Source organism: Myxococcus sp. MxC21-1, assembly GCF_032612255.1.
Lineage (GTDB): Bacteria > Myxococcota > Myxococcia > Myxococcales > Myxococcaceae > Myxococcus > Myxococcus virescens.
In genome coordinates this window covers 8652966-8675518 of sequence record NZ_CP123278.1, presented here as the reverse complement: position 1 = coordinate 8675518, position 22553 = coordinate 8652966, and the positions used below count along the sequence as shown (strand labels likewise).

Annotated in this window: 26 protein-coding genes and 2 pseudogenes; 19 read left to right on the top strand and 9 right to left on the bottom strand. The window is 68.6% G+C overall.

Going from position 1 to position 22553, the window contains the following annotated elements; genetic code table 11:
• The first annotated feature begins 49 nt into the window (after positions 1–49).
• The 4 genes from QEG98_RS39115 to QEG98_RS39100 are packed head-to-tail and all read left to right on the top strand — an operon-like array spanning position 50 to position 1897.
• Positions 50–946: a hypothetical protein gene (locus QEG98_RS39115; RefSeq protein WP_316564955.1), complete on the top strand. Its 897-nt coding sequence runs from the start codon at positions 50–52 to the stop codon at positions 944–946.
• A gap of 3 nt (positions 947–949) precedes the next feature.
• The gene (locus tag QEG98_RS39110) at positions 950–1327 is read left to right on the top strand and encodes a hypothetical protein (protein WP_316564954.1); all 378 of its coding nucleotides are present in this window, start codon (positions 950–952) and stop codon (positions 1325–1327) included.
• 22 nt (positions 1328–1349) lie between these two features.
• Positions 1350–1517, top strand: a complete 168-nt coding sequence (locus QEG98_RS39105) for a hypothetical protein (RefSeq protein WP_316564953.1) — start codon at positions 1350–1352, stop codon at positions 1515–1517.
• Positions 1505–1897, top strand: coding sequence for a hypothetical protein (locus QEG98_RS39100; RefSeq protein WP_316564952.1), 393 nt, complete (start codon positions 1505–1507; stop codon positions 1895–1897). Before QEG98_RS39105 ends, QEG98_RS39100 begins: the two co-directional genes overlap by 13 nt.
• A 133-nt stretch (positions 1898–2030) precedes the next feature.
• Here the strand turns inward: QEG98_RS39100 and QEG98_RS39095 are convergent, their stop codons facing one another.
• On the bottom strand, positions 2031–2432 hold the full coding sequence (locus tag QEG98_RS39095) for a hypothetical protein (RefSeq protein WP_316564951.1): 402 nt from the start codon (positions 2430–2432) through the stop codon (positions 2031–2033).
• Positions 2433–2595: 163 nt separating this feature from the next.
• On the opposite strand from QEG98_RS39095, the gene QEG98_RS39090 reads away from it, so the two are divergent.
• Positions 2596–3255, top strand: a complete 660-nt coding sequence (locus QEG98_RS39090; protein ID WP_228560931.1) for a hypothetical protein — start codon at positions 2596–2598, stop codon at positions 3253–3255.
• A gap of 60 nt (positions 3256–3315) precedes the next feature.
• Here the strand turns inward: QEG98_RS39090 and QEG98_RS39085 are convergent, their stop codons facing one another.
• A complete protein-coding gene (locus QEG98_RS39085; RefSeq protein WP_141257040.1) occupies positions 3316–3543 on the bottom strand; it encodes a hypothetical protein in 228 nt (75 codons plus the stop codon).
• Positions 3544–4177: 634 nt separating this feature from the next.
• Here QEG98_RS39085 and QEG98_RS39080 point away from each other — a divergent pair.
• The 5 genes from QEG98_RS39080 (at position 4178) to fghA (ending at position 9014) form a co-directional block, all read left to right on the top strand.
• Entirely contained in the window at positions 4178–4687 is a 510-nt protein-coding gene (locus QEG98_RS39080) for a hypothetical protein (protein ID WP_316564950.1), read from the top strand.
• 847 nt (positions 4688–5534) lie between these two features.
• On the top strand, positions 5535–6437 hold the full coding sequence (locus QEG98_RS39075; RefSeq protein WP_316564949.1) for a hypothetical protein: 903 nt from the start codon (positions 5535–5537) through the stop codon (positions 6435–6437).
• 201 nt (positions 6438–6638) lie between these two features.
• Entirely contained in the window at positions 6639–6914 is a 276-nt protein-coding gene (frmR, locus tag QEG98_RS39070) for a formaldehyde-responsive transcriptional repressor FrmR (RefSeq protein WP_011557014.1), read from the top strand.
• 43 nt (positions 6915–6957) lie between these two features.
• Positions 6958–8067, top strand: coding sequence for an S-(hydroxymethyl)glutathione dehydrogenase/class III alcohol dehydrogenase (locus tag QEG98_RS39065; RefSeq protein WP_090493652.1), 1110 nt, complete (start codon positions 6958–6960; stop codon positions 8065–8067).
• Between the two features lie 95 nt (positions 8068–8162).
• The gene (gene fghA / locus QEG98_RS39060; protein ID WP_316564948.1) at positions 8163–9014 is read left to right on the top strand and encodes an S-formylglutathione hydrolase; all 852 of its coding nucleotides are present in this window, start codon (positions 8163–8165) and stop codon (positions 9012–9014) included.
• A gap of 62 nt (positions 9015–9076) precedes the next feature.
• Here the strand turns inward: fghA and QEG98_RS39055 are convergent, their stop codons facing one another.
• The 3 genes and pseudogenes from QEG98_RS39055 to QEG98_RS39045 form a co-directional block, all read right to left on the bottom strand.
• Positions 9077–9574: a hypothetical protein gene (locus QEG98_RS39055; RefSeq protein ID WP_011557011.1), complete on the bottom strand. Its 498-nt coding sequence runs from the start codon at positions 9572–9574 to the stop codon at positions 9077–9079.
• A 148-nt stretch (positions 9575–9722) separates the two neighbouring features.
• A pseudogene (locus QEG98_RS39050) lies at positions 9723–11229 on the bottom strand (HAD-IG family 5'-nucleotidase).
• Between the two features lie 95 nt (positions 11230–11324).
• Positions 11325–11876, bottom strand: coding sequence for a glutathione peroxidase (locus QEG98_RS39045; RefSeq protein WP_011557009.1), 552 nt, complete (start codon positions 11874–11876; stop codon positions 11325–11327).
• Positions 11877–12008: 132 nt separating this feature from the next.
• Here QEG98_RS39045 and QEG98_RS39040 point away from each other — a divergent pair, with 132 nt between their 5' ends.
• The 6 genes from QEG98_RS39040 (at position 12009) to map (ending at position 15431) form a co-directional block, all read left to right on the top strand.
• Positions 12009–12629: a hypothetical protein gene (locus tag QEG98_RS39040; protein ID WP_316564947.1), complete on the top strand. Its 621-nt coding sequence runs from the start codon at positions 12009–12011 to the stop codon at positions 12627–12629.
• Positions 12626–12865 carry a hypothetical protein gene (locus QEG98_RS39035; RefSeq protein WP_011557007.1) on the top strand — a complete coding sequence of 80 codons (240 nt, stop codon included), beginning with the start codon at positions 12626–12628 and terminating at the stop codon, positions 12863–12865. The genes QEG98_RS39040 and QEG98_RS39035 overlap by 4 nt, the downstream gene beginning before the upstream one ends.
• A gap of 156 nt (positions 12866–13021) precedes the next feature.
• Positions 13022–13669 carry an START domain-containing protein gene (locus QEG98_RS39030; RefSeq protein WP_316564946.1) on the top strand — a complete coding sequence of 216 codons (648 nt, stop codon included), beginning with the start codon at positions 13022–13024 and terminating at the stop codon, positions 13667–13669.
• Positions 13670–13833: 164 nt separating this feature from the next.
• Entirely contained in the window at positions 13834–14097 is a 264-nt protein-coding gene (locus QEG98_RS39025; protein WP_090493634.1) for a TraR/DksA family transcriptional regulator, read from the top strand.
• Positions 14098–14217: 120 nt separating this feature from the next.
• Complete coding sequence (locus QEG98_RS39020) at positions 14218–14439, top strand: hypothetical protein (protein ID WP_171410092.1); 222 nt, start codon at positions 14218–14220, stop codon at positions 14437–14439.
• Complete coding sequence (gene map, locus QEG98_RS39015; protein WP_090493632.1) at positions 14436–15431, top strand: type I methionyl aminopeptidase; 996 nt, start codon at positions 14436–14438, stop codon at positions 15429–15431. The genes QEG98_RS39020 and map overlap by 4 nt, the downstream gene beginning before the upstream one ends.
• Positions 15432–15491: 60 nt before the next feature.
• On the opposite strand, the gene QEG98_RS39010 is transcribed toward map, so the two are convergent.
• Together QEG98_RS39010 and QEG98_RS39005 are read right to left on the bottom strand one after the other, a co-directional pair.
• Positions 15492–16208 carry a class I SAM-dependent methyltransferase gene (locus tag QEG98_RS39010; RefSeq protein WP_316564945.1) on the bottom strand — a complete coding sequence of 239 codons (717 nt, stop codon included), beginning with the start codon at positions 16206–16208 and terminating at the stop codon, positions 15492–15494.
• A 197-nt stretch (positions 16209–16405) separates the two neighbouring features.
• Positions 16406–17281 (bottom strand): AraC family transcriptional regulator, encoded by an 876-nt coding sequence (locus QEG98_RS39005; RefSeq protein WP_316564944.1) that lies wholly within the window; start codon positions 17279–17281, stop codon positions 16406–16408.
• Positions 17282–17338: 57 nt separating this feature from the next.
• On the opposite strand from QEG98_RS39005, the gene QEG98_RS39000 reads away from it, so the two are divergent.
• Positions 17339–18328, top strand: a complete 990-nt coding sequence (locus tag QEG98_RS39000; protein WP_316564943.1) for a Xaa-Pro aminopeptidase — start codon at positions 17339–17341, stop codon at positions 18326–18328.
• A 106-nt stretch (positions 18329–18434) separates the two neighbouring features.
• The gene (locus QEG98_RS38995) at positions 18435–19736 is read left to right on the top strand and encodes a hypothetical protein (protein WP_316564942.1); all 1302 of its coding nucleotides are present in this window, start codon (positions 18435–18437) and stop codon (positions 19734–19736) included.
• Between the two features lie 31 nt (positions 19737–19767).
• On the opposite strand, the gene QEG98_RS38990 is transcribed toward QEG98_RS38995, so the two are convergent.
• Both QEG98_RS38990 and QEG98_RS38985 read right to left on the bottom strand, forming a co-directional pair.
• Positions 19768–20544: a hypothetical protein gene (locus QEG98_RS38990; RefSeq protein ID WP_316564941.1), complete on the bottom strand. Its 777-nt coding sequence runs from the start codon at positions 20542–20544 to the stop codon at positions 19768–19770.
• 35 nt (positions 20545–20579) lie between these two features.
• Entirely contained in the window at positions 20580–20921 is a 342-nt protein-coding gene (locus QEG98_RS38985) for a DUF2917 domain-containing protein (protein ID WP_316568040.1), read from the bottom strand.
• Positions 20922–21093: 172 nt separating this feature from the next.
• On the opposite strand from QEG98_RS38985, the pseudogene QEG98_RS38980 reads away from it, so the two are divergent.
• Positions 21094–22553, top strand: a pseudogene (locus QEG98_RS38980) (PLP-dependent aminotransferase family protein).

Sequence of the window (22553 nt, the reverse complement as noted above, 5' to 3'; positions counted from 1 at the left end):
TGAGCGGGACGGAGGACTCGGGCCTGCGCGTGGCCGGAGGAATCCGAGGATGCGCACGAAGCTGTGGTGGAGCGCGGTGCTGGCGGCGTGTGCGTGTGGCGGCGCCGCGAAGACGGGCGACGAGCTCCGCTCACGGCAGGCGGGACTGTCGCTCTCCGCCACGCCAGGCGACGCCCGGGGCACCTTCGTCCATGAGGACGAGGCGGTGACGTTCTCCTCCCGCGAGGTGGAGCCAGGGGTGTACCGGCTGGAGGTCCGGCTGCGCGGGTTGACGCTCACCGGGTTGATGGAGCCGGCCCGCGGCGTCTCCACGCTGGATGGTTTCGCGGAGGCGAATGCCATGGACGCGCAGATGCGCGCCGCGGACCGCGCGCTGCTCACCGCCCTCTATCGCGAGCTCGATGAGACGCTTCCCTCCGGAGACGCGGCGGCCCCCGCGGCGATGTATCTGCGCCGCGCGGTGAGCATGTGGTCCCAGTACCCGGACACCGTGGGGCTGCGGCGCGCGGTGATGGGCGAGAAGGGGCGTGGCTACACGATGTTGTGCAGCTATGCGCAGTGCAACGGGCGCAACTCGGGCAGCTGCGAGGGGCGCTACAACTGGTACGCCCACGCGACGCACGACTGTGACCGGGGCGGCTTCGACTGGCCCGGCAACCAGCAGCTGGCCCAGCTCGGTGACCACTACTCCTGCAGCGGGGACGAGTTCTTTCTGGCCGGCGATACCTGGCACTGCGGTTCGCCCAACCACTGGCACCGGCCGAAGGTGGTGGGCAACTGCTTCGGGCGCTGCGGCAGCACGTGCGGCGGGGACACCCAGTATACGGTGGACGCCACCAACCACGACAGCTGCGTGCGCAATGGCCACATCCTGGTGAGCGGCTGGTGCAATGACCAATTCACCGCCGCCGTGGATGACGAGCTGTTCGCCCCCAATTGCTACTGAGCCATGTCACGACGGTTCGCGCCAGTGAGGTGGATGGGGTGGCTGATGCTGGCCGCGCTCGGCTGTTCTTCCGACGCGTCGAAGACGCGGGCCGCGGAGGCCGTGGTGCGCCACTTCTTTTCGGCGCTGCCCGAGGGCGACTGCGAGGTCCTGGCACCGCTGCTGGTCACGGGAGGAAGCGCGCGACCGTGTGTGGAGACGGTGCGGGAGCTGCGGGGGCATGGCCTCACGCTGGTGGGGATTGTCGAATCGACGGTGGACGGGCGCGACGCCGAGGCCGTCCTCGTGCGGGCCCGGGTGGCCCATGGTGGACGCGAGCGTCCGGCACCGTGGTTGCTACGGGTGGAGCGCCAGGATGGAGACTGGCGGGTGCGCTTCTGAGCGCCGGGGCGGGGAGGGGGCCATGCGGATTCGTTACCGTTTGATTCTGACCGGTGCGGGCGTGCTCGCCGTGGCACTGGGCGCCGTGGAGCTCTGGCCCCAGCCCCAGCCGCTGCCCGCCGCGCTGCTCGCCATGGCCGTGCCTCCGCCGCCGCCTCCACCCGCGCCGCCCCCCGTGTGGTGCCGGTGAAGGCCCACGAGGTGGCGCCGCCCGCTCCCGTGCCTCGGGAAGAGGCGCCCCAGGTCACGGTGGCCCGGATGGCGCCCGAGCCCGTGATGCCCTCGCCAGAGGAGTCCTTTCCTCCGCCTGAGGACAACGACGACATCGAGCCCGAGCTGCCACAAACAGCCCAGTGGGAGCTGGAGAAGACGGCGCGACTGGCGGCGCTGGTGGAGCGAGACGTGGTGCGGTTGGCGCGCGAGCGCGAGGCCGCCGCGGCAGAAGGCGACGTGCGGCGGGGCGAGCAGCTCGACGTGCTCCTTCAGCGCAACCTGGAGCAGTTGCGCGAGCTGCACGACGAGGTTCGCAGGCTGGCCGAGGAGGTGAACGGCGTCGCCCCCGAGGAATGAGCGCGAGGGGGAACGGACGCCGCGGGTGGGCTACACCGCTCGCGCGGAGGTCCGGCCGCCGCGCAGGCACCGGCGGCGCCTTCCACGGCCTGGAGTCATGACTCATCGCGCATGGCTCCAGGCTGGGAGGGCCTCAGGCGCGGATGCTCGTCTTCCGGGCACCCGCGCGCTTGTAGACCTTGCCCGCCTTCAGCGGGGTCGTATCGCCGCGTCCTGTCGTCTTCTTGGGGCGGCCCTCCTTGCGGTAGGCCACGGCGGCCGCGGACGGTAGTGTCTTGCGCCGCGAGGTGCTGCTCTGGCCTGGCTCCGGCTCGGGCAGCTTGCGGCTTTTCGCCGTGAGGCCCCTTCCTGGCGCGTGGCGGGGACTGACGCTGCGATCCGCGAAGGTCCGTTTCCCCAGGGCCCGCCGGCCGCTCTTCTTTGCATGGTGCGTGCTGTCCGCGCTGGCGAGATGCATGTCGGAGGGCTTGAGCTCCAACGTCGTTCCCTGCCGCTTCGCGCGCTTCACCCGCTCCGTCTGACTTTTCTCTGGCATGCGACCTCCAGCGACACAGGTAGGAATGCCGGGTGAGGGATGCCAGGGAGCAATGGAGCAGCCGGGCCCCGGTGCCCAAGTCTGGTGGTGTCGTGGAAAGTCCGTCATGGCATCCCGGGACGGGTTGCGGCGGCGCGGGGCGAGGTGCTCCGATGGTGGCGCCATGCGCCGCGGTGGAATCGTCCTGGACGTGCCGTACCTCTCGCCTGAGTCGAGCGAGTTCCGCATCGTCTGTCCTGGATGCGGGCACGCCGTCACGGTGGGCGCCGAGGCACGCTGTATGAGGTGTGGCGCGAGCCTGGAGGCGGCCTTGAGCGCTGCGCGAGGTCCGCCGCCTCCGTTGCCACCGCGTCGGTTGACCCGGGCCCAGCGCGCGGCCGTCTCGCGGCCCAAGCTGCACAAGCATTACATGCTGGGGACGTTGGCCCTGTGGGCGGGGGTGATGCTGCTCCCGGTGGGGCTGTTCTTCCTGCGACCCCTGCTCCTTCAGTCCGTCATCTTCATCGGCATGGGGCTGCTGTTCCGGCGCACAAGTTGGCCGGTGGCGCTGCGGCGCGAGCAGCAGCGCCAGTTGAAGGCGTTGGTCTGGGGACTGCCGGCGGCGGCTGAAATCACGCGGGTGGAGCGTCAGGTGGCGCCCACGCTGCATGCCGGCCGCCTGGTGCAGCTCGATTACGTCTTCACGGTGCATGGCCAGCGCGTCGAAGGAGGCCTGCCTTCACCGCACGCGTTGGACCTGCTGCGGCGCCCCGGAGAGCGCGTGTGGGCCGTCTATGTGGCGGAGGACCCTGGCGCCAGCGCGCTGTGGCCACCGGGCCCCTGAAACGGGCACGGCCCCTGCCCGGAGGTTGTGGGGCAGGGGCCGCGTCACGACGTGTACGTGCTAGCCGCCATGAAGAGGCAGGCGCTTCTTTGGCCCGCCAAGGTGCTTCACGTTCATCTCGCTGGGGGACTTCTTGCGGCCCTTGAGCGTCGTCGCGCGTCGCCGATGGCTCTTGGGCTCATGTGCCTCGGCGGCGGGGCCTAGCGTCACGCGCTCCAGCGTCTTCTGCCGCCGCAGCACGGCCGCGTCATCGTGAGGCAGCGTCTTGCGCCCCTTGCTGGCCTGCACGCTCGGTTGGGCTCCGTGCGCGCCGACCCGCCGCCTGTTCTTGATGCCTGCCACTATCGTCCGAACGGCCATGTTGCCTCCCTGCGGGTGAGGTAAGGACGGCGCCACGGCTTTTCCATCCCCCTCCGTGGGACGGCGGAGGTCATTGCCTCCCCTGTCGGGAGGCAGAGGTGCACGGGACCCCTCCGTCTTCCGGATGCGTGTTCCCGCGCACTCTCGTTGAGGGGTGTGTGAGCCGATGGGTTGATGGCCACCCCGGGAGGCTCACGTCAGCGCGCGAGCCGTACCGCCTCTGCTGTGCTTGATGAGGGCCCCGCGCCCTCCGTCCGTCACCCCGGGGCGGACTTGAACGTTCGCCTGAGACAACCTGTTTCGCAGCCCAGCGCTGTACTCAAGTCCACCGCAAGGGACGTGCCACTTCGTGGTCTGTGGAAATCATTACTAGGAATGTGAAGCTTTGGCCCCCTGAGTAGCATGCGGTTTCCCTTCACGACCGGTGTCATCTGTCCGGCGGGAGTCGGCAACCGTCCTCGTCCCGATACTCGCCATTCAGCCAGACCATGAAATCCACTGGCACAAGGGGTGCTCTCGCCATGCGCACGACCGCTTGTTCGGTCGACAGGAGAGAGCCCCAATGAAGAAGAGCATCGGCCTTGCGCTCGCTTTGGCAATCATTGCCTGCGGCAAGGCCCAGGATGATGAAACGCCGCCGCTCGACCCCGTGGAGGAGAATACGGCGCAGACCGTCGCGGTGCGGGTGCTTGGCGTCCGTGCCTCGGGGCCGGTGCGCGTGCAGGTCGCCGCGCTCGAATTGACGGTCGATGGCACCGCGCTCCCGTCTCGGATCGGTGGCAGTGAGATTGATCTCGGCAATGATCAGAATGCGTGGGCCGTGACAACGTTTGACCTCCCTGTCGACGCGCGCAAGGTCGGGCTCAGGTTGAAGTTTCAATCGGAAGGCATTGTGGAGCGCAACGGGAAGTCGCAATTGCTCGACCTGAGTGGGCCACCGGTCTCATTGACCGCGGACGCCGCGCAGATGCGGAAGCGCGGCAAGGTCGTGCTCGAGATCGACATCGCGCGCTCGTTGGTCGACCGCGGCGAACAGGTCTTCATGCTTCCGGAGTTCATCGTTCGCTACTGACAAGACCTCAAGCATCACGACCACGTGCTGTGAATTCGAATTGAAGCGGCAAAGGAAGGCAGATGGGGGGAAGTATGCGTTTGGGATGGTTGTTGGCAACAGCGGGCCTGCTCACGGGCAATGTCGCGCTTGCGCACGAATTGGCATGCGACAAGCGAGTGAATGGTGAGCTCATCTACGAGATTCAGTCGTACCCGGCGACACTCGAATGGACGATGAAGGTGCGCAATGTGCACCAAACGGGTGCGTCGGATGTCGATGCGGTGGAGGATCGACTGCTCAGCGATGCATTCGGTTGGGTACCCACGCGGACGCCGCCGTACACGCTGGCCGTCGGAGAATCCTATACAGAGCGCTACACGGTCACGGTGAACTCGTTCGAGGAGTGCCAGCAGCTCGCGCTGGCTGACGGCTCGAACGATGAGCTCATCGACAACGTGTTCTCCGCGTCCTGGGACGATGGTGAGACGCAATGCCGGGCTCGCGTCGTCTGCCTGCCGCTCTGTCCGCCCCAGACCTGCATCGGCGAGCAGGGCCCCCCGGGGCCCCAGGGGCCGGCGGGCGAGGAAGGGCCGCTAGGGCCCGTGGGGCCTCGAGGTGTGCCAGGCGTCGCTGGACCGCAGGGGTGCCCGGCGTCGCCGGTCCGGTGGGTCCAGCAGGTCCGGCGGGTCCTCCCGGAGCGACGGGTGCCATCGGCCCAGCAGGTCCGGCGGGTCCGGCGGGTCCGGCAGGTCCGGCAGGGCCTTCCGGAGAGACGGGTGCCACCGGCCCAGCAGGTCCGGCGGGTCCTCCCGGAGCGACGGGTGCCACCGGCCCAGCAGGTCCGGCGGGGCAGTCCGTGGTGGGGGTGCCCGAGCCGCCCGGGGCGAATTGCCCCAATGGTGGCATCCAGTACACGTCCGCGTCTGGAATCAATTACGTCTGTGACGGTGAAACGGGACCCGCTGGCGCCGTTGGCCCCCAGGGCCCGGTGGGGCCGGCGGGTCCTCCCGGAGAGACGGGCGCCACCGGCCCAGTGGGGCCTCCGGGCGCCACCGGACCGGCGGGGCCTGCTGGGCCCGCTGGTGAGACGGGCGCCACCGGCCCGACGGGGCCTCCGGGCGCCACCGGCCCGGCGGGGCCCGCTGGGCCCGCGGGGCCTGCTGGTGAGACGGGCGCCACCGGACCGGCGGGGCCTGCCGGACCTGCGGGGCCCGCGGGGCAGTCCGTGGTCGGTGCGTCCGAGCCCCCCGGGGCGAACTGCACATATGGGGGCATCCAGTACACCTCCGCGTCGGGCGTCAATTATGTCTGCAATGGGGCTCCGGGACCTGCCGGTGACGCCCTGGCCTTCGGGTACTTCTATGCCCTGATGCCGCCCGACAACGCGGCGACCGTTGCGGCCGCGTCCGCGGTGGACTTCCCTCGCGACGGCGCCACGAACGGAATCAGTCGGGCCAGCGCCAACGAGTTCATCCTGCCCGCGATTGGTGTCTACGAAATCTCCTGGCAGGTGAGCGTCACCGAGGCCGGGCAACTCATCCTCGGGCTCGACAGCGGTTCGGGCGTCGTAGAGCAGATCAGCACCGTGGCTGGACGCGCTACCGGAACGTCTCAAATCATGAACCACGTCTTGATCACGACGACCTCGGCGAACTCGATTCTCACCGTCCGCAATCCCGCGGGGAACTCACCGGCACTGACGATTACGCCCCTCGCTGGCGGAACGCGCGCCGTCTCCGCTTCGCTGCTCATCAAGCAGATTCAGTAACTGGACCCCGGAGAGGCCATTCGACACGAGTGACCTCTCCCCAGGGGATGGTCAGTGGGGCTCCGCGGGCAACCTTCAAGAAGGCCGACACAGTCTCCGCGCCGTTCACCGAGGACGCCTTCATTCCTTCCTTGTCGAATACCCCCCGGGGGTATATATCCGCCGCGGCAGGATACTCCCACCCAGTATGTCGTCACCGCCATGCCCCACTCGCCGGAAGAGAAGAAGAAGGCGCTGCTCCGCGTCCGCCGCATCCGCGGTCAGACCGAAGCCCTGGAGCGTGCGTTGGAGTCCGGAGCCGAATGCGGCACGGTCCTCCAGCAACTCGCTGCCATCCGGGGCGCCATCAACGGACTGATGTCCGAGGTGCTGGAGTCACACATTCGGGAGGAGTTCGGCCCGGCGTCCGACGAGGATCCGCGCCACGCCCAGCGGGTGCGGGACATGACGACGCTGGTCCGCACCTATCTCAAGTGAGCGGGAGTCCCTGCCTTCATCCCCTAGCCCCAGGAGCATCCTCATGAAGTCCCGTGCCGCTGTTGCCTTCGAAGCCGGAAAGCCCTTGAGCATCGTCGAACTCGACGTCGCGCCTCCGCAGAAGGGCGAGGTCCTGGTTCGCATCACCCACACGGGCGTCTGTCACACCGACGCGTTCACCCTCTCCGGGGATGATCCGGAAGGTCTCTTCCCGGTGGTGCTCGGCCACGAGGGGGCCGGCGTGGTGGAGGCGGTGGGCGAGGGCGTGACGTCCGTGAAGCCCGGCGACCACGTCATTCCGCTCTACACCGCGGAGTGCGGCCAGTGTCTGTTCTGTAAGTCCGGCAAGACCAACCTGTGCGTGGCGGTGCGTGCCACCCAGGGCAAGGGTGTGATGCCAGACGGCACCACGCGCTTCTCGTACAACGGCAAGCCCGTCTACCACTACATGGGGTGCTCCACCTTCAGCGAGTACACCGTGGTGGCGGAGGTGTCGCTGGCCCGCATCAACCCGAACGCCAACCCCGAGCAGGTCTGCCTGCTGGGCTGCGGCGTGACGACGGGCCTGGGCGCGGTGAAGAACACGGCCCGCGTGCAGGAAGGGGATTCGGTGGCGGTGTTCGGCCTGGGCGGCATCGGCCTGGCGGTCATCCAGGGCGCCCAGATGGCGAAGGCGGGTCGCATCATCGCCATCGACACGAACCCCGCGAAGTTCGAGCTGGCGAAGGCCTTCGGCGCCACCGACTTCGTCAACCCCAAGGACCATGACCGTCCCATCCAGCAGGTCATCGTGGAGATGACGGGCTGGGGCGTGGACCACTCCTTCGAGTGCATCGGCAACGTGGGCGTGATGCGCGCCGCGCTCGAGTGCGCGCACCGCGGGTGGGGTCAGTCCATCATCATCGGCGTGGCCGGCGCGGGACAGGAGATCTCCACCCGTCCGTTCCAGCTCGTCACGGGCCGGACCTGGAAGGGCACCGCCTTTGGTGGCGTGAAGGGCCGCTCGGAGCTCCCCGGCATGGTGGAGGACGCGATGGCCGGGAAGATTCAGCTCGCGCCGTTCGTGACCCACACGCGTTCGCTGACCGACATCAACGAGGCCTTCGACCTGATGCACGAGGGCAAGTCCATCCGCACCGTCGTCCGCTACTGAGTCAACCGCCAACCCCTTCCCCGAGGCGCAGGACCTGCGCGTATCGGCCACGCACAGCGCCCAGGCGAAGGGCATCTTCCGGGAGGACTGAGAACATGGAACGCATCGAACACCACGCGAGTTTTGGCGGCCGGCAGGAAGTGTGGAAGCACACCTCCTCCGCGCTGGGCGGCGAGACGCGGTTCGGCATCTACCTGCCGGAGGCCGCGCTGCGTGGCGAGCGCTGCCCGGTGCTGTACTGGCTCTCCGGCCTGACCTGCACCGAGCAGAACTTCATCACCAAGGCGGGCGCGCAGGAGCACGCGGCGCGCCACGGATTCATCGTCGTCGCGCCTGACACCAGTCCTCGTGGCGACGCGGTGGCCAACGACGCTGCCTACGATTTGGGGCAGGGGGCGGGCTTCTACCTCGACGCCACGCAGGCTCCCTGGGCGCCGCACTTCCGCATGCAGGACTACGTGGCCCGAGAGCTCCCCGCGCTGGTGGAGCAGCACTTCCCGGCCACGGACGCACGAGGCATCTTCGGCCATTCGATGGGCGGTCATGGCGCGCTCGTCACCGCCCTGCGCCACCCGGGCCGCTACCGCAGCGTGTCCGCCTTCTCCCCCATCGTCGCACCCTCACAGGTGCCGTGGGGCCAGAAGGCCTTCACCGCCTACCTGGGCGACAACCGTGACGCGTGGGCGGCCTGGGACGCCGTCGAGTTGGTGAAGACGGCGAAGGAGCGTCTGACGCTCCTGGTGGACCAGGGCGAGGCCGACGAGTTCCTCGCCACCCAATTGCGCCCGGAGTTGCTGGCCGCCGCCTGCGCGGCCACCGGCCACCTGCTCACGCTGCGGCGGCACGCGGGGTACGACCACAGCTACTACTTCATCGCCACGTTCCTCGCGGACCACTTCGCGCACCACGCGAAGGCACTCGTCGGTTCCGAGAAGGCGCGTTCGTAGTCGCGACGGTCATCCCAGGTTCCGGTCAGCCCCGACGTGACATGGTCGGGGCTGGCCGTGTCTCAGCGGGACTGTGTCGACGAACCTTTGCCACGCCGGGGCGGGCGGGTGCTGGTGGTGCTCTCGGGCGGGAACAGCCAGCCGTCCGCGCCGCGCGGGGCGGTGTTGCTGGTCCGCGCCGTCTCCGTGGGCTCCAGGTGCAGGCCACGGCAGCCGCGGCACCAGGATTGGGGCCGGCGCTCACCGCGCATGGTGCGGTAGCCGAAGTCCTGCGCCGTGGGGCCCATGTGGCCGCAGCGCGGGCAGCGGCTCAGGGACGTGACGCCCGTCTCCTTCGCCTTCTGCTTGCCATGCTCCACCACCAGCGCCAGCGCCGCGGCGAACCCCACCCGCCGCTCCGAGGCGACGTGGAAGCGCCGAGCGCGCTTGCGGCCCTTGCCGCCCAGCACCGGTAGCAGGTCCATGCCCCCAAGCAGGTTGCGCTGCTCGAGGACGCGCGTCGAAGAGCTGTTCGTGGTCGAGTGGCTCACAAGAGCACTCATACCGGGGCGGTCTGACATGCCCTGTGGAGGGGGATGCCTGCCTGCCCGCTCCTCGGAGGGGTACTGAACGAAAGTTCAATGAATCCGAGGATCTACACATCCACCCCGATTGGTAGGACGCCGGCGGCACCGGGAGGCCCCGTGCCGCCGAGGCCCAGGGGGCCGGTTACTCCCCGCCATCCGTGCCGGACATGCCGCCGCCGGCCTCGCCGGCGCCGAAGACGGGCGTGCCGCCGGGCAGGCTTGGATCATGCGGGAGGCTGCCGCGCGGGCTGCGCAGGTAGACGAAGGGCGTGGCGAACAGGAAGTTGGACACGCGCGACGTGTAGATGTCCGCGTACCGCTCCACCTGCCGGGCGGTGGCTCTTGTCATTGCCCGCGCGCGTCAGCAGGCCCCAGATGGGATTGGACAGCTCGGTGGCCGCGCGTGCCAGGGGCCCCAGCTCCGCGTCCAGCGCCTCCAGCTCCGTGCGCAGCGTGGCCAGCCGCGCCACCAGCTCCGTCTCCGACGGCGTGTCCGTGCGCGGGCCGTACTGGAAGCGCCGCCGCTGGAGCTCCAGGCGAATCTGGCAGCTCTCCGCCTCCAGCCGCTCCTTCACCACCATGCGCTCGGCCAGCCGGGTCTCCGTGGCGCGGAACGAGGCGATGGAGCGCACCTCGTCCTCCAGCTCGCGCAGGATGAGCGCCGTGCGCCAGCGCAGCACATTCTTCGTCACGTGCACGTCGCCGAACATGTGGTCGCCCACGTAGAGAATCTGGTCACCGCTCATGCCCAGGTGGCGCTCCAGCTCCACCGCGCTGCCACCGAAGTACGGCGTGCCCGGCTTGAAGGGGCCCGAGTGCGGACGCAGCAGCGCCTCGCCGCTGGACTCCACCACCTCGAAGAGCGACGAGCGCGTGGTGAAGAACTCCGGCTTGCGCGCGGAGACAATCACCACGTCGAAGAGCTGCCGCCACGTCATGCCTTCCGGCAGGTGCCGGTCGAAGGCGAAGTGCATCATGGGCTCGGTGTAGGCCCACTCGCTGTTGGTGATGAGCAGCAGCTTCTTGCCGGCGTTGCGCTGGTCCAGCAGCGCCAGCGGCGTCTCCGGGTCGTCGATGACGTAGCGCTCCGGGTCGGCGATGATTTCCGCCTTCAGCCGCCCCTGCATGTGCGTGGCGTCCAGGTTCTTCCGCACGTGCTCGTAGAGGTCCGAATAGCCCATGGGGCCCGGGAGCTGGCCGGCGTCCAGCCGGTCCACGAGCTGCGCGTAGATGCACGCCTCCGACAGCGAGAAGAGCGTGTTGAGGAACACCCAGCGCTGCTCATGCAGGTCGATGATGGTGCGCGCGTATTCGTCGCGCTGGGCCTCGAAGCTCATGGCCTGCGTGCCGTGCAGCGCCTTCTTCACGAAGCCGAAGCGGTTGGCCTTGAGGAGGTTGCCCTTCTCCGTGTCGATGATGAGGCCGCGCATCGACAGCTCGGGGTCGAACGACAAGTCCGCCACCGGCCAGCCCTGCTCCACGAGCCGGTCGCGGATGTGCTCGTAGGCACGGCGCTCCCACGCCTCCACATGGTAGTGGATGAGCGTGTAATCCATGTCGTAACCCACCGCCTTGATGGCGCGCAGGTTGAGGGTGCGGTTGCAGAACAGTCCGCGCTCGGGCGGGGGACCAGGAATGAACGTGCTCATGGCACCCCTGGCTTGCCCCGGAGCGCGCGAAAAGTCACTGCTTTCGTCAGGGCCCGTCCGCTGGACGGCAGAAGTCCAGCGGCACCCCGGCCGGGTCAGGCCTGCTTCGCGAGCTCCGCGTCGATGGCGGACAGCAGACGCGCATCGTCCGCGGCGACGTCCGGCGCGAAACGCGCGGCAACGCGGCCGTCACGCCCGACGAGGAACTTCTCGAAGTTCCACTGCACTTCCGGCACGGGGTTGGCGGTGATGCCGTAGCCTTGGAGCCGGCTGCGCATGGGGCCTTCGCCCACGGCGTCCGGGATGGCGCCCGTCAGCGCGTGATAGAGCGGGTGCTTGTCCGCGCCCACCACCGAAATCTTGGAGAACAGCGGGAACTTCACGTCGTAGGTCAGCGTGCAGAACGCCTTGATTTCCGACTCGCTGCCCGGCTCCTGGCCCAGGAAGTTGTTGGCCGGGAAGCCCAGCACCTCGAAGCCCTCGGCGCGCTTGCGCTCGTAGAGCTTCTCCAGGCCTTCGTACTGCGGCGTCAGCCCGCACTTGGAGGCCACGTTGACCACCAGCAGCACCTTGCCCTTGAACTGGCCGAGCGACTGCGGGGCACCGTCGATGGACTTGAGGGGAATGTCGTAGAGGTTCTGGCTCATGCCGCACCCTATAACCGCTCCGGGGGGGCAGGCCGGGGAGATTATAAAATCAAGAAATGACGACTATCCGTGGGCCGACAGGAGGTAGGTTCCGCCACCTCTTTCACTCCTTCCTTATCTGGAGGTCTGCCCATGACGTGGACGATTCGGAGCCTGCTCCTTGGTGTCTTCCTGCTGTCCGGCTGCAAGCACACGGGAGGCGGCAGCGTCACCCCCACCCCGACGCAGCCGCAGGCCTGTGATGCGCAGCAGGCGCAAATCTCCCGCGAGGCCGATGAGCGCGCCAGCCCGTGGAGCGTGGAGCAGCACCTGGCGAAGAACTTCCCTGGCAAGAAGGTGTCGTGGCTGATGACGGACTCCGCGTACCAGAACTTCGTGGTGAAGCCGAACGCGCAGAACTTTGGCCGCTGCAATGACAGTGGTTGTTACCTGTTCGCCGCGCCGTCGGAGACCATCCAGGCCGCCGTCGAGAAGTCGATGGTGAACGGCGCGCATGACCCGGCGGTGATTGGCCAGGCGCTGGGCCTGCCGGCGAAGAACTTCGAAGGCCCGCTGCGGATGATGACGCTGGACCTGGCGGCCACCGGCGTGTGCGTGCGCCTGCCCGTGGACAGCGACCCGGGCGTCTGGAAGTGCACCAGCGAGGAGGACACGGACTGCTTCAAGTTCGGCGGCTACACCTCTGGCGGCGTGCCGGAGCTGATGGTCATCGACGCGCCCGTCTCCCAGGCGGTGGTGACGGAGATTCCGTGAGCGAGGAGCAGGTCCTCATCCAGAGCCCCCTCATGTACCGGCTGGTGCGCTCGGCGGAGGGGGCGCTCTTCCTCGACGTGGTGGTGGGGGGCATCGCCCAGTTCACGGTGCGCGTGGTCCTCACCGAGCAGGAAGCCGAGGCCTACGGCCGGCTGGGCCGCCCCTACGCGGACCGTCTGGCAATGGATGTCATGGCCAGCCCGGCGTTCGGCGGGCGGGCCGTCCGCGTGCCGTAGGGCGCGGCGGGGGTTGCCGCCCCGGGCCACCTTCGGAAGGTGGCTCGGGGACGGTGCTTGCGTGGGCCCGTTGCGCATTCATGAATGCGCCGCCGCGCCTGGGTGTCGGAGGCTGACGTGACGTCACACCCGGCCCGAGCCGCGAAGGATGCTTGCATGAAGATGTCGTGGAGTGGTGCGGTCCTGTCCACCTGCGTGCTGGGGCTCGCCGCCGGAGCAGCCCGCGCGGAAGAGGCGTGGAAGACGGTGGCGGAGAAGCCTTACGTGGTGAAGGTCCGCGCGCGCCCGGGCTCCGAGGCCAAGGACGTGTGGGCGGAGGGCGAGCTGGCCGCGAGCGCCGCGGATGTCCAGTCGGTGCTGCGGGACGTGGACGCCTACCGGCACTGGATGCCCTATGTGAAGGAATCCCGCATCCTGAAGGACCTGCCGGACGAGGGGCAGCTCACGTACACGAAGCTGGACCTGCCGGTGGTGTCCTCGCGCGACTACATCTGCAACGTGGTGTTGGAGTCCAGGCTGGCGGAGGACGGCTCGGGCGTGTTCGCGCAGCGCTGGCAGGCGACGCCGGACGCCATCCCCCAGCGGCGCGGCACCGTTCGCATCCGGCTCAACGAGGGAAGCTGGCGCGTGGAGCCTCGGGGCGAAGGGAAGTCCCATGCCGTGTACCGCTTCACCGTGGACCCGGCCGGCTCCATCCCGGGCTTCCTGGCGCGCATGGGGCAGAAGGACGCCGTGGAGGACACGTTCCGCGCGGTGGAGAAGCGCGCCCGGGAACACGCCGCATCCCGGGCACGCGCGGAGTGACGCTGGTGCGCCGCAACCGATGCAGGGCCCTGGCCGGGGTGCGCAAGCCTTGCGCGTTTTCAGGGCTGTAGCGCCGCGCACCGCAAGGCACGCTTCCTGAAAGCATAATCTCCTGCTGGGCCGAGGGTCCAAAGTGGCCGGGGTGGCCGCAGTGGGAGACGAACATGGAGCTGCTGGCTCGGGAGGCCCAGGAAGCATTGCGGCAACGCAGCCACCGGCTGCGCGCTCGGGCCTCGTTGGGGGTGGGGGGCCTGTCCTTCACCCAGGCGGAGGAGCAGGAGTTGCGGGACATCGAGGAGGCGCTGACGCGCATCGCCCATGGTGAGTTCGGCCGGTGCGCACGCTGCGGCGGGGCGATTGGCCGGCACCGGCTGCGCGCTGTTCCAGAGGCCCGGCACTGCCTGACGTGTGCCGCCCTGGCGCGCTGAAGGCCCGCTCCCTGCCCGGGCGGGCGGCGTCGCCTGGCGAGCAGTGCCGCCGCCCCGTCTGGGAAAGAAGCCGTGCATGGGTGTATGTCTAGGGGTATAGACACGCCCGAAATGTGTCCCATGGTGAAGACCGAAGACCTGATTGACGCTCAGGCGGTGGCCGGGTTGCTGCGCCTGCGCCACGCCAACAGCGTCAGCACCTACCTGCGCCGCTATCCCGACATGCCCCGGCCCGTCCTGGACCTGGGCACGGGGCGGCCCCGGCTTTGGCTTCGTCCCCAGGTGGTGCGCTGGATGCGCGCCCGTAAGCCCGAGCAGCTCCGCGCTGGAGGTGAGTCATGACTACCGCTGTTCCCCGTTCCCCGCCCGCCGTGCTTCCGGGCCCCAACGACACCTGCTGGTGTGGCAGTGGCAGCAAGTACAAGAAGTGCCACCGCGGCGCGGACGCCGCCGAGGCGCGCAAGAAGGGCCCGGACGTGCTTCGCAAGGGCATCCGCCCGGGCGTCATCAGTCCGCGCCGCGAGGTGCCGCTCCACATCCCCCGTCCGGACTACGCGCTGACGGGCCGTCCGTCGCGCAAGGACGCGGGCTCCGACATCAAGACGCCGGACGTCATCGCCCGCATGCGCAAGGCGTGCAAGGCCGCCGCCGAGGTGCTGCAAGAGGTGGCTTCGCACGTGCGTCCGGGCATCACCACGGACGAGCTGGATGCGATTACCCACGAGGCCTACATCAAGCGGGGCGGGTACCCCAGCACGCTCAACTACCACCGCTACCCGAAGTCGCTCTGCACGTCCGTCAACGAGGTCATCTGCCACGGCATCCCGGACAGCCGGCCGCTGGAGGACGGCGACATCGTCAACCTGGACGTCACCATCTACCTGGATGGTGTGCACGGTGACTGCTCGGCGACGTACTTCGTGGGCAACGTGGACGAGGAGAGCCAGCGGCTGGTGCGCGTGACGCGCGAGTGCCTGGAGCATGGCATCGCCGCGGTGAAGCCGGGCCGGCCCATCAGCGACATCGGCCGCGCCATCGAGACGCACGCCACGCAGCACGGCATGAGCGTGGTGCGCGCGTACTGTGGCCACGGCATCGGTGAGACGTTCCACACCGCGCTCCAGATTCCGCACTACTACGAGGCCGAGGCCGACACCGTCATGCAGCCCGGCATGATTTTCACCGTCGAGCCGATGATCAACCTGGGCGGCTGGGGTCACCGCACCTGGGATGACGAGTGGACCGCCGTCACCGCCGACGGCAGCCGCAGCGCCCAGTTCGAGCACACCCTGCTCGTCACCGAGCAGGGCGCGGAAATCCTCACCGTGGCGTGAGCCCGTGGACGCGCGCGGCCGGACTCCTCCGGCCGTGCGCTCCGGGTTCGGCGGTCGCTGTCAGGGCGCGTATCGCGCCAGGAACACCTTGAACTGAAGCGACACGAAGATCGGCTTCGGCGCGACCAGTCCTGCATGGGCGAGCATCGCGAACAGGGCGGCATCGGATTCGATGGGCCGCAGCGTCATGAAGCGCTCGCGCCGGCGCTCCAGTTCCTCCCGTGGGGTGCCATAGGCCCGCCATCGCCGGAGCTCCACGTTCAACAGCTCGGGGTCCATGCCGATGCGGCAGCCCACGACGAGAGGGGCTCCGGGCTTGAGCCGACGGGCGACTTCCCGGAGCAAATCGAGGCGGGCTGCTTCACCCTCCACGTGGTGGAGGACGCCCATCATCTGCGCGCCATCAAAGAGGGGGCCGGACGGGAGCGTGTGGAGCTCGCCGTGGTGCAGGTGCGTGCGCGAGAGGAGGCCCTCCGCCTCCAGGCGCTTTTGCGCGACGCCGAGCATGGCGTCGGAGGGGTCCACGCCCGTGAAGCGCCAGCCGGGGACGTCGAAGCGGGTGTAGGGCATCAACTCCGCACCTGTGCCCACTCCCACGAAGAGCAGCGAGGCCGCGTCCTGGCCGTCGAGCTGGGCCGTCAGCGTGCTGACGCCGAGTTCATACAGGGCCTGGGTGCCCGCGAGCGCGACGGACGCCTGGGCGTCGTAGTGAGCGGCGCGGTCCGCGCCAAATCCTGGAACGATGTGGTGGGCGGGATGGTGGTGGTCGTGAGCCATGAGAGGTCCTCGGAAAGTCGTAGTGGGCTTCGAGAATGCGTTCCGGCTCGGGGGAATGGGAGGGCGGGGATTCAGGTGGGATCGGCGGAAGCACAGGTCCGTCCCACGGCGGCTATCCAGGCGAGAGAGGGCGGCGGCGCGTCTCACTTCGAAAGGGGTTCCCCCATGGTGAACGCGAGCCGCGCCTGCCACCGCGGTCAGGCGTGTTGGCGCGCGCGAGCGCGGTAGGCACGAGGCGAGAGACCGAACGCTCGCGTGAAGCTCGTCGTGAAGTGGGACAGGTCCCCGAAGCCGGCTTCCAGGGCGACGTCGGTGATGCGCGCACGGCTGCCGCGCAGCGCCGTGGCCGCCATGCCCAGTCGTGTGGCGATGACGAGCTGGCGGGGTGTCTGCCCCGTCACGGCTCGGAACATGCGCAGGAAGTGAAAGCTCGTGAGCCCCGCGACGTCCGCGAGCGTGTCCAGCGAGCAGTCCTCCATGAACCTTGATTCGAGATACCGCAGGACCCGAGCCACTCTGCGCGCCTGAAGGTCGGAGACCTCCACCCGTGTCTCCGTCGGGTTGCTTCCCAGCGTCACCGCCGCATCCACCACCGCCAGTGCCGCCTCTCGCAGGTCCTCCACCTGGCCACTCTCGAGTGCTTGTCGCGCCAGGAGGACGGCATTCACTGATGTGAGCGACGCCGGAGCGCAGACGCGCGCGAAGGGGCGCGTTCCTCGATGGGAACGCCCCATCGAGCGGAGGGCATCGTCCAGCAGCGCGTCGGAGCACTCGATGACGAGCGAGCGGTCTCCTCCATCATCGACGTGCCGGAACTCATAGGGCGCCGACCGGTTCCCGAGCACCAGCGCGCCCGGCCCCACCACCGCGGCCCCCTCGGGGCTCCGGACATGGAACACGCCGGACAGCACGACACTGATGCAGACCTGTGCGTGCTCGCCGCCGAAGATGGGACTGCGGGCGCCTGCTCGACAGACACAGTCACTGATGTCGAAGGCCTCGCCCTCGCTGAGCGCGTGATAGCCGGGAGCCCGTTCGGGCAGCACCGCAACATTCCCAAAGTTTCGCCTCATGGGTCGATGCTATCCCGACCGCCGTGGTGCTGAAGCAACGTCCAGGAGGAGCCGTACATGGCGGGGATGTCGTCGATGCGAGGCGTGCTCTTGATGATGACGCTCTGGGAGCTGGGCTGTGGCGCACACGGTGGACGGCCCGCGGAGGCGCTGGAGAATCACGGGAGCACCTGCACGCCCGAACTCTACGGCGCGGGGCTCTTCACCACCGGGGCCTGGGACTTCTTCATGGCCTTCTCTCCAGACCAGCGACGCGTGCTCTTTGGAAGGGCAGATGACCGTTTCCAACACTATACGCTCTACGAAACGCAGCTGACCGATGAAGGGCACTGGTCCCGTCCGGTGCTCCCGCGCTTCGCCACCGAGTGGAGCAACGCGGACCCACACTTCTCACCCGACGGGCGCACGGTGTACTTCATCTCCAACCGTCCCGAGCCTGGGGAGCAAGGTCCCCGCAGCTCGTATGACATCTGGGCCGCGTCGCTGGACACCGACGGAGCATGGGAGGACGCGCGACGCCTTCCGGCTCCCGTCAACGACAAGCACCGCGACGAGTGGTCACCGGCCGTGGCCGCCAATGGCAATCTCTACTTCGGGGGTGAGCGAGACGGCACATTGGGTGGCAGCGACCTCTGGGTCTCCCGCTGGGTCGACGGCGCCTACCAGCCGCCAGAGAACCTGGGGCTCGCCATCAATTCGTCGGTCCATGAGCTCGAGCCGTGGATTGCGCCTGATGAGAGCTACCTCATCTTCAGTGCACTGCGGCGGGAAGACGGCCTGGGCGGATACGACTTGTTCCTCAGCCGCAAGGTGGATGGCGCATGGACACCTGCACGCCGGCTCTGCGAAGGCGTCAACACGCCCGCGAGCGACTACAACCACAGCGTCTCCCCCGACGGAAAGTGGCTCTACTTCAGCAGCACGCGCCCCTTCACGGGCGACGTGGGGGCACGTTTCGATGCGCCACGGGATGACAGTGCCGTCCAGGGCATTGGCCGCGGCACGGGGGACATGTACCGCATCCCCATGAGCGCGCTGGGGTTGTGAAGCCGGCTGCGGACGGAGCACGTCCTGGCCGGCTGCGCGCGCGGCTCGGGCCGTTGAGCCGGTGCTTCCGTTGACCCCTCATCAGTCTCATGCGAGAGGGGGGCGCATGTCCGACTGGAAGCGCCTACAGGAACTCAACGGCGGCGACGCCATCTGGTACTCGGAGCCTCAGCTCGATGTGAAGGACGAGGTCTGGCTCTACTCGGCGGGAGGCGAGCTGCGAGTCTGGAGCGCGGGCACCCTCTACAAGCCGGAGCCCAAGGCACTGAAGGTGTCCGCTCCCGTGACGGGGCGCTTCACGCTCTTCAAGCTGCTGTCCCAGCTCTTCGTCGACGTGGAGGTGCGCGGAGAGAAGGCCGTGGTCCGCCGAGGCACCCTGAACGGCGCCCACCTCGTCTCCCTCTGCGACGCGTCGGACGTCGAGGCCTTGGTGGCGCGCTACCGGAAGCTGGGCTTCCGCGATGGCACGCCCTGGAACGCGAACCGGAAGCGCATCACGGTGCGGGAGTATCGCAAGGGTGCCTCAACCCAATGGGTCATCTGGGTCGATGGGAATCGGACCGTCGAGAACTACCGCAAGGAGACGGCCGCCGGCAGCCGCGAGGCCGCCATCCAGCGGGCGGAGCAGCGCATCCGTGCCCAGGAGAAGGCTGGCTTCGTCCTGCGCAACGTGGAGCTCCGGGACGCTGCCCATTCCAACCCCGAGCCCGCGGCTCCAAAGGGCGCGCCGAAGAAGCCCGCTGCTCCCAAGGCGCCCACCTTCTCCAAGCCGCAGGACGCGTTCGCGGCGGTCGACACCGCCATCGCCATGCTCAAGGACCTTCACGCGCGCTACCCCAAGGCGCACTTCGTCGCGGAGCACCTCGACGTGAAGAAGGAGCCCAAGCGCATGGGCTCGCTCGACCAGAATCTGTCCTTCTTCAAGCGTGTCTACAAGCACCGCATCGGACGTTGGAATGGCGTGAAGGCGCTCAAGCCCAGGAAGACAGAGTCGAGCTGGGATTACTTCCTGCGCGTGTACGGCTCCATCACCTGGATTGTGGACAACGCGGTCGACAATGGCCTGCCCACGTTCCCGTGCGGAAACGTTTCGGGTGGAGGCTGGAGCTGCCTGGAGATCGCCGACGACGTCTATGACCTCGACGGCCTCGTCGAGGCGACTGGAAACGAGGAGCTGGAGCGCCTCACCGTGTTCCACGGCGGCTGGCACACCGGCAGGTCCTTCGCCTTTGACCTGCGCACGAAGTCCCCGACGCGCGAACACGCCGTGGTCGGCTTCGATGAGAGCATCCAGAAGCTGCCCAGGATGACGAAGCCCGAGCGCATCCAGCCCTTCGGGTTCTGGCTCCACAAGCGCGTGACGCAGTTGACGCGCATCGTGGATGGCAACCTGCGCGAAGTGCTCTGAGTGGGCCGGCGAGGAGGGGCCGGCCTGGGGCTCACCCCTCCTTCACCCAGGCGCGGAGCTTCGGGCATGGAATGGTCGTGGCGAGCGACTCTTCCATGCTGCGCTCATAAATCGAGATGGCGCCTGGCAGGTCGTGGCCCGCGATGTCTCCGACCGCCTGCATGGCCGTGCCGATGCGTGGGTCGACGCGCGCGCCGTGCTCGGCGAGGAAGCGTTTGATGGTGGCGCGCCACGCCACGCCTGCCTGAGGCTGCTGGGTGACTTTCAATGCGGAAAGGGCCTTGCAGAAGTCGCCGTAGAATTCACGCAACCGGGTGGCTGCCGCCGTCCGTTCCGCCTCCGTGGTCCGGAACCGCGCCCACAGTTCCACCTGCACCCGCTCGTCATGGTTCCCTGGAAAGGTCGGGAAGGACCAGGTCTTCACCCGCTCCTCCACGCAGCCTGGGTCGAGGAACATCGACCGCACGCCCCATGCCTCCGTCTGTCTTTCTTCTTTCTGGACCTTGCCGTCTGGGGCCAGGGTGAAGCGCACCCGGATGCGATCATCCGTGTCGGGTCCGGCCTTCCAGGGAACGAACTCAATCGAATGCGGGGCCTTGTCCTTCCCGCGCTGGATGGAGACCAGACGCATGCAGGACGCGAGCGTCTGGCGTTGGCTGTCGAAGGCGCGTCGTACGGCATCAGGTGACAGGCCCGGCGAGGTCTCCACCCGTTCCGCCGGGGAGACCTCCGCGGCCTGCGCGGTGAGGAGCGAAGACACGAGCGTGAGGACCGAGGCGAGGCGGCGACAGTCAGGGAGGCTGGGCATGGCGCAGACGATAGCAAGGCAGGGCATGGCACCGACTATCGGACGAGCCCCTCATGCTTCCTCACGGGAGGCGTGCACGGCGTATGGACCGGAGCGCGCTGCATCAGGCAGAAGCGCGAGGGCTTCAGTGCCTGCACCACCACGTGGCCGGAGCGCTCCATGCGCAGCGTGTCGCCGGGGTGCAGCACGTAGTCTTTCGCATCGCCCTCGCAGGTGAGCCACAGCATGCCTTCGCGACACGTCAGCGTCAGGGGATGTCCGCTCCGGGTGCGCTCGCTCCACAAGGCGCCCTGGGCCAGGTGAACCGGGCCCACGTTCCGCGCTGGCGCTGCTTCGAACCGCAGCCCGCTCACCACCGTCCTCATCCAGTCCCACATCACCGCGTCCTCCAGGGCGCCAACATGCGCCCCCGAGCGGTTGCGGAACAGATTCAGTCAGGTGAGATTGTTATCGGTACAGTTCTACTCCAGCGAACTGTGCCGGTCGCCGTCGATGGGAGCTGTATCTGGGCAACGGGCCCGTTCTCGTCTCCGATACCGGCCGTGGTGGATGCGGCTCACCTTGGGAGGAGCGATGGGCGCGGTGGCACACAAAGCAAAGCTCTATGAGCAGGTGGCCGAGCGGCTCGCGGATGCCATCTCCGCGGGCACCTTGCAGCCTGGAGACAGGCTGCCGTCCGTGCGGCAGCTCAGCCTGCGCGAGCGGGTGAGCATCTCCACGGTCCTCCAGGCCTACCTGCACCTGGAGTCCCTGGGGCTCATCGAGACGCGCCCCCAGTCCGGCCACTACGTGCGCCGCCGTGAGCGGCCCCGGCTGGCGGAGCCCCAGGTGTCCCGGCCCGCGTCCAGCGCCACCGCTGTCACCGTCAGCGGGCTCGTCGCGAGCGTCTACCGGTCCATGGGGGATGCCCACATGGTCAAGCTGGGCGCCGCCTCGCCCGCGCCGGAGCTGCTGCCCGTCCGCAGGCTGTACCGCGAGCTGAACGCGCTCAGCCGCGAATCGCGCGACCGGAGCATCCAGTACGACGCGCTGCCCGGGTGTCCGGAGCTGCGCCAGCAGCTCGCGCGCCGTTCCATGGACTGGGGCTGCTCGCTGGCCGCGGACGACTTCATCACCACCTTCGGCGCGTCCGAGGCCATCCACCTGTGCCTGCTCGCGGTGGCCCGCCCGGGAGACACCATCGCCATCGAGTCCCCCGCGTACTACGGAACGCTGCAGTCCATCGAAGCGCTGGGCCTGCGCGCGCTGGAGATTCCGTGCTGCCCGCGCAACGGCATGCAGATGGAGGCGCTGGAGGCGGCGCTGACGCGGCGGCGCATCGCCGCGGTGCTGGCGGTGCCCAGCTTCAGCAACCCGGTGGGCAGCTGCATGCCCGACGTGCGGCGCCAGCGGCTGGTGAACCTGCTGGATGCTCACGACGTGCCGCTCATCGAGGACGACATCTACGGAGACCTGCACTTCGGCGCCGAGCGTCCGCGCGCATGCAAGGCATTCGACACGCGCGGCAACGTGCTGCTGTGCAGCTCGTTCTCGAAGACGCTCGCGCCGGGCTTCCGCGTGGGCTACGTGGCGCCGGGCCGCTTCCGGGAGCGGGTGGAGTTGCTCAAGTTCTCCACCTCCGTGACGACCGCCACCGTGCCCCAGTATGCGATTGCGCGGTTCCTTCAGAATGGAGGCTATGACAGGCACCTGCGCTCCTTGCGCCGCCGGCTCGCCGCGCAGGTGGAGTGCATGGCCGAGGCGGTGGCGGAGTTCTTCCCCGAAGGCACGCGCGTGACGCGGCCCTCGGGCGGCGCGCTGCTTTGGGTGGAGCTGCCGCGGCAGGTGGACTCGCTGGCGTTGAGTGCGAAGGCCCTGGAGGCGGGCATCAGCATCGCCCCGGGGCCCATCTTCTCCGCGCGGATGGATTCCTATCGCCACTGCTTCCGGCTGAACTGTGGCCACCCGTGGACGCCGCGCATCGAGGCGGCCATCTCCACGTTGGGGCGCTGGCGCGCAGCCTGACCTGA

What these genes read in the sequence shown, in the direction of transcription:
- QEG98_RS39090 (WP_228560931.1), top strand. Translation starts at nt 2,596, where the DNA reads ATGCGCCGCGGTGGAATCGTCCTGGACGTGCCGTACCTCTCGCCTGAG.
- QEG98_RS38995 (WP_316564942.1), top strand. Translation starts at nt 18,435, where the DNA reads ATGTCCGACTGGAAGCGCCTACAGGAACTCAACGGCGGCGACGCCATC.
- QEG98_RS39095 (WP_316564951.1), bottom strand. Translation starts at nt 2,432, where the DNA reads ATGCCAGAGAAAAGTCAGACGGAGCGGGTGAAGCGCGCGAAGCGGCAG.
- fghA (WP_316564948.1), top strand. Translation starts at nt 8,163, where the DNA reads ATGGAACGCATCGAACACCACGCGAGTTTTGGCGGCCGGCAGGAAGTG.
- QEG98_RS39045 (WP_011557009.1), bottom strand. Translation starts at nt 11,876, where the DNA reads ATGAGCCAGAACCTCTACGACATTCCCCTCAAGTCCATCGACGGTGCC.
- QEG98_RS38985 (WP_316568040.1), bottom strand. Translation starts at nt 20,921, where the DNA reads ATGTGGGACTGGATGAGGACGGTGGTGAGCGGGCTGCGGTTCGAAGCA.
- QEG98_RS39005 (WP_316564944.1), bottom strand. Translation starts at nt 17,281, where the DNA reads ATGAGGCGAAACTTTGGGAATGTTGCGGTGCTGCCCGAACGGGCTCCC.
- QEG98_RS39040 (WP_316564947.1), top strand. Translation starts at nt 12,009, where the DNA reads ATGACGTGGACGATTCGGAGCCTGCTCCTTGGTGTCTTCCTGCTGTCC.
- QEG98_RS39000 (WP_316564943.1), top strand. Translation starts at nt 17,339, where the DNA reads ATGGCGGGGATGTCGTCGATGCGAGGCGTGCTCTTGATGATGACGCTC.
- map (WP_090493632.1), top strand. Translation starts at nt 14,436, where the DNA reads ATGACTACCGCTGTTCCCCGTTCCCCGCCCGCCGTGCTTCCGGGCCCC.
- QEG98_RS38990 (WP_316564941.1), bottom strand. Translation starts at nt 20,544, where the DNA reads ATGCCCAGCCTCCCTGACTGTCGCCGCCTCGCCTCGGTCCTCACGCTC.
- QEG98_RS39025 (WP_090493634.1), top strand. Translation starts at nt 13,834, where the DNA reads ATGGAGCTGCTGGCTCGGGAGGCCCAGGAAGCATTGCGGCAACGCAGC.
- QEG98_RS39030 (WP_316564946.1), top strand. Translation starts at nt 13,022, where the DNA reads ATGAAGATGTCGTGGAGTGGTGCGGTCCTGTCCACCTGCGTGCTGGGG.
- QEG98_RS39080 (WP_316564950.1), top strand. Translation starts at nt 4,178, where the DNA reads ATGAAGAAGAGCATCGGCCTTGCGCTCGCTTTGGCAATCATTGCCTGC.
- QEG98_RS39055 (WP_011557011.1), bottom strand. Translation starts at nt 9,574, where the DNA reads ATGTCAGACCGCCCCGGTATGAGTGCTCTTGTGAGCCACTCGACCACG.
- QEG98_RS39010 (WP_316564945.1), bottom strand. Translation starts at nt 16,208, where the DNA reads ATGGCTCACGACCACCACCATCCCGCCCACCACATCGTTCCAGGATTT.
- QEG98_RS39105 (WP_316564953.1), top strand. Translation starts at nt 1,350, where the DNA reads ATGCGGATTCGTTACCGTTTGATTCTGACCGGTGCGGGCGTGCTCGCC.
- QEG98_RS39115 (WP_316564955.1), top strand. Translation starts at nt 50, where the DNA reads ATGCGCACGAAGCTGTGGTGGAGCGCGGTGCTGGCGGCGTGTGCGTGT.
- QEG98_RS39020 (WP_171410092.1), top strand. Translation starts at nt 14,218, where the DNA reads ATGGTGAAGACCGAAGACCTGATTGACGCTCAGGCGGTGGCCGGGTTG.
- frmR (WP_011557014.1), top strand. Translation starts at nt 6,639, where the DNA reads ATGCCCCACTCGCCGGAAGAGAAGAAGAAGGCGCTGCTCCGCGTCCGC.
- QEG98_RS39110 (WP_316564954.1), top strand. Translation starts at nt 950, where the DNA reads ATGTCACGACGGTTCGCGCCAGTGAGGTGGATGGGGTGGCTGATGCTG.
- QEG98_RS39065 (WP_090493652.1), top strand. Translation starts at nt 6,958, where the DNA reads ATGAAGTCCCGTGCCGCTGTTGCCTTCGAAGCCGGAAAGCCCTTGAGC.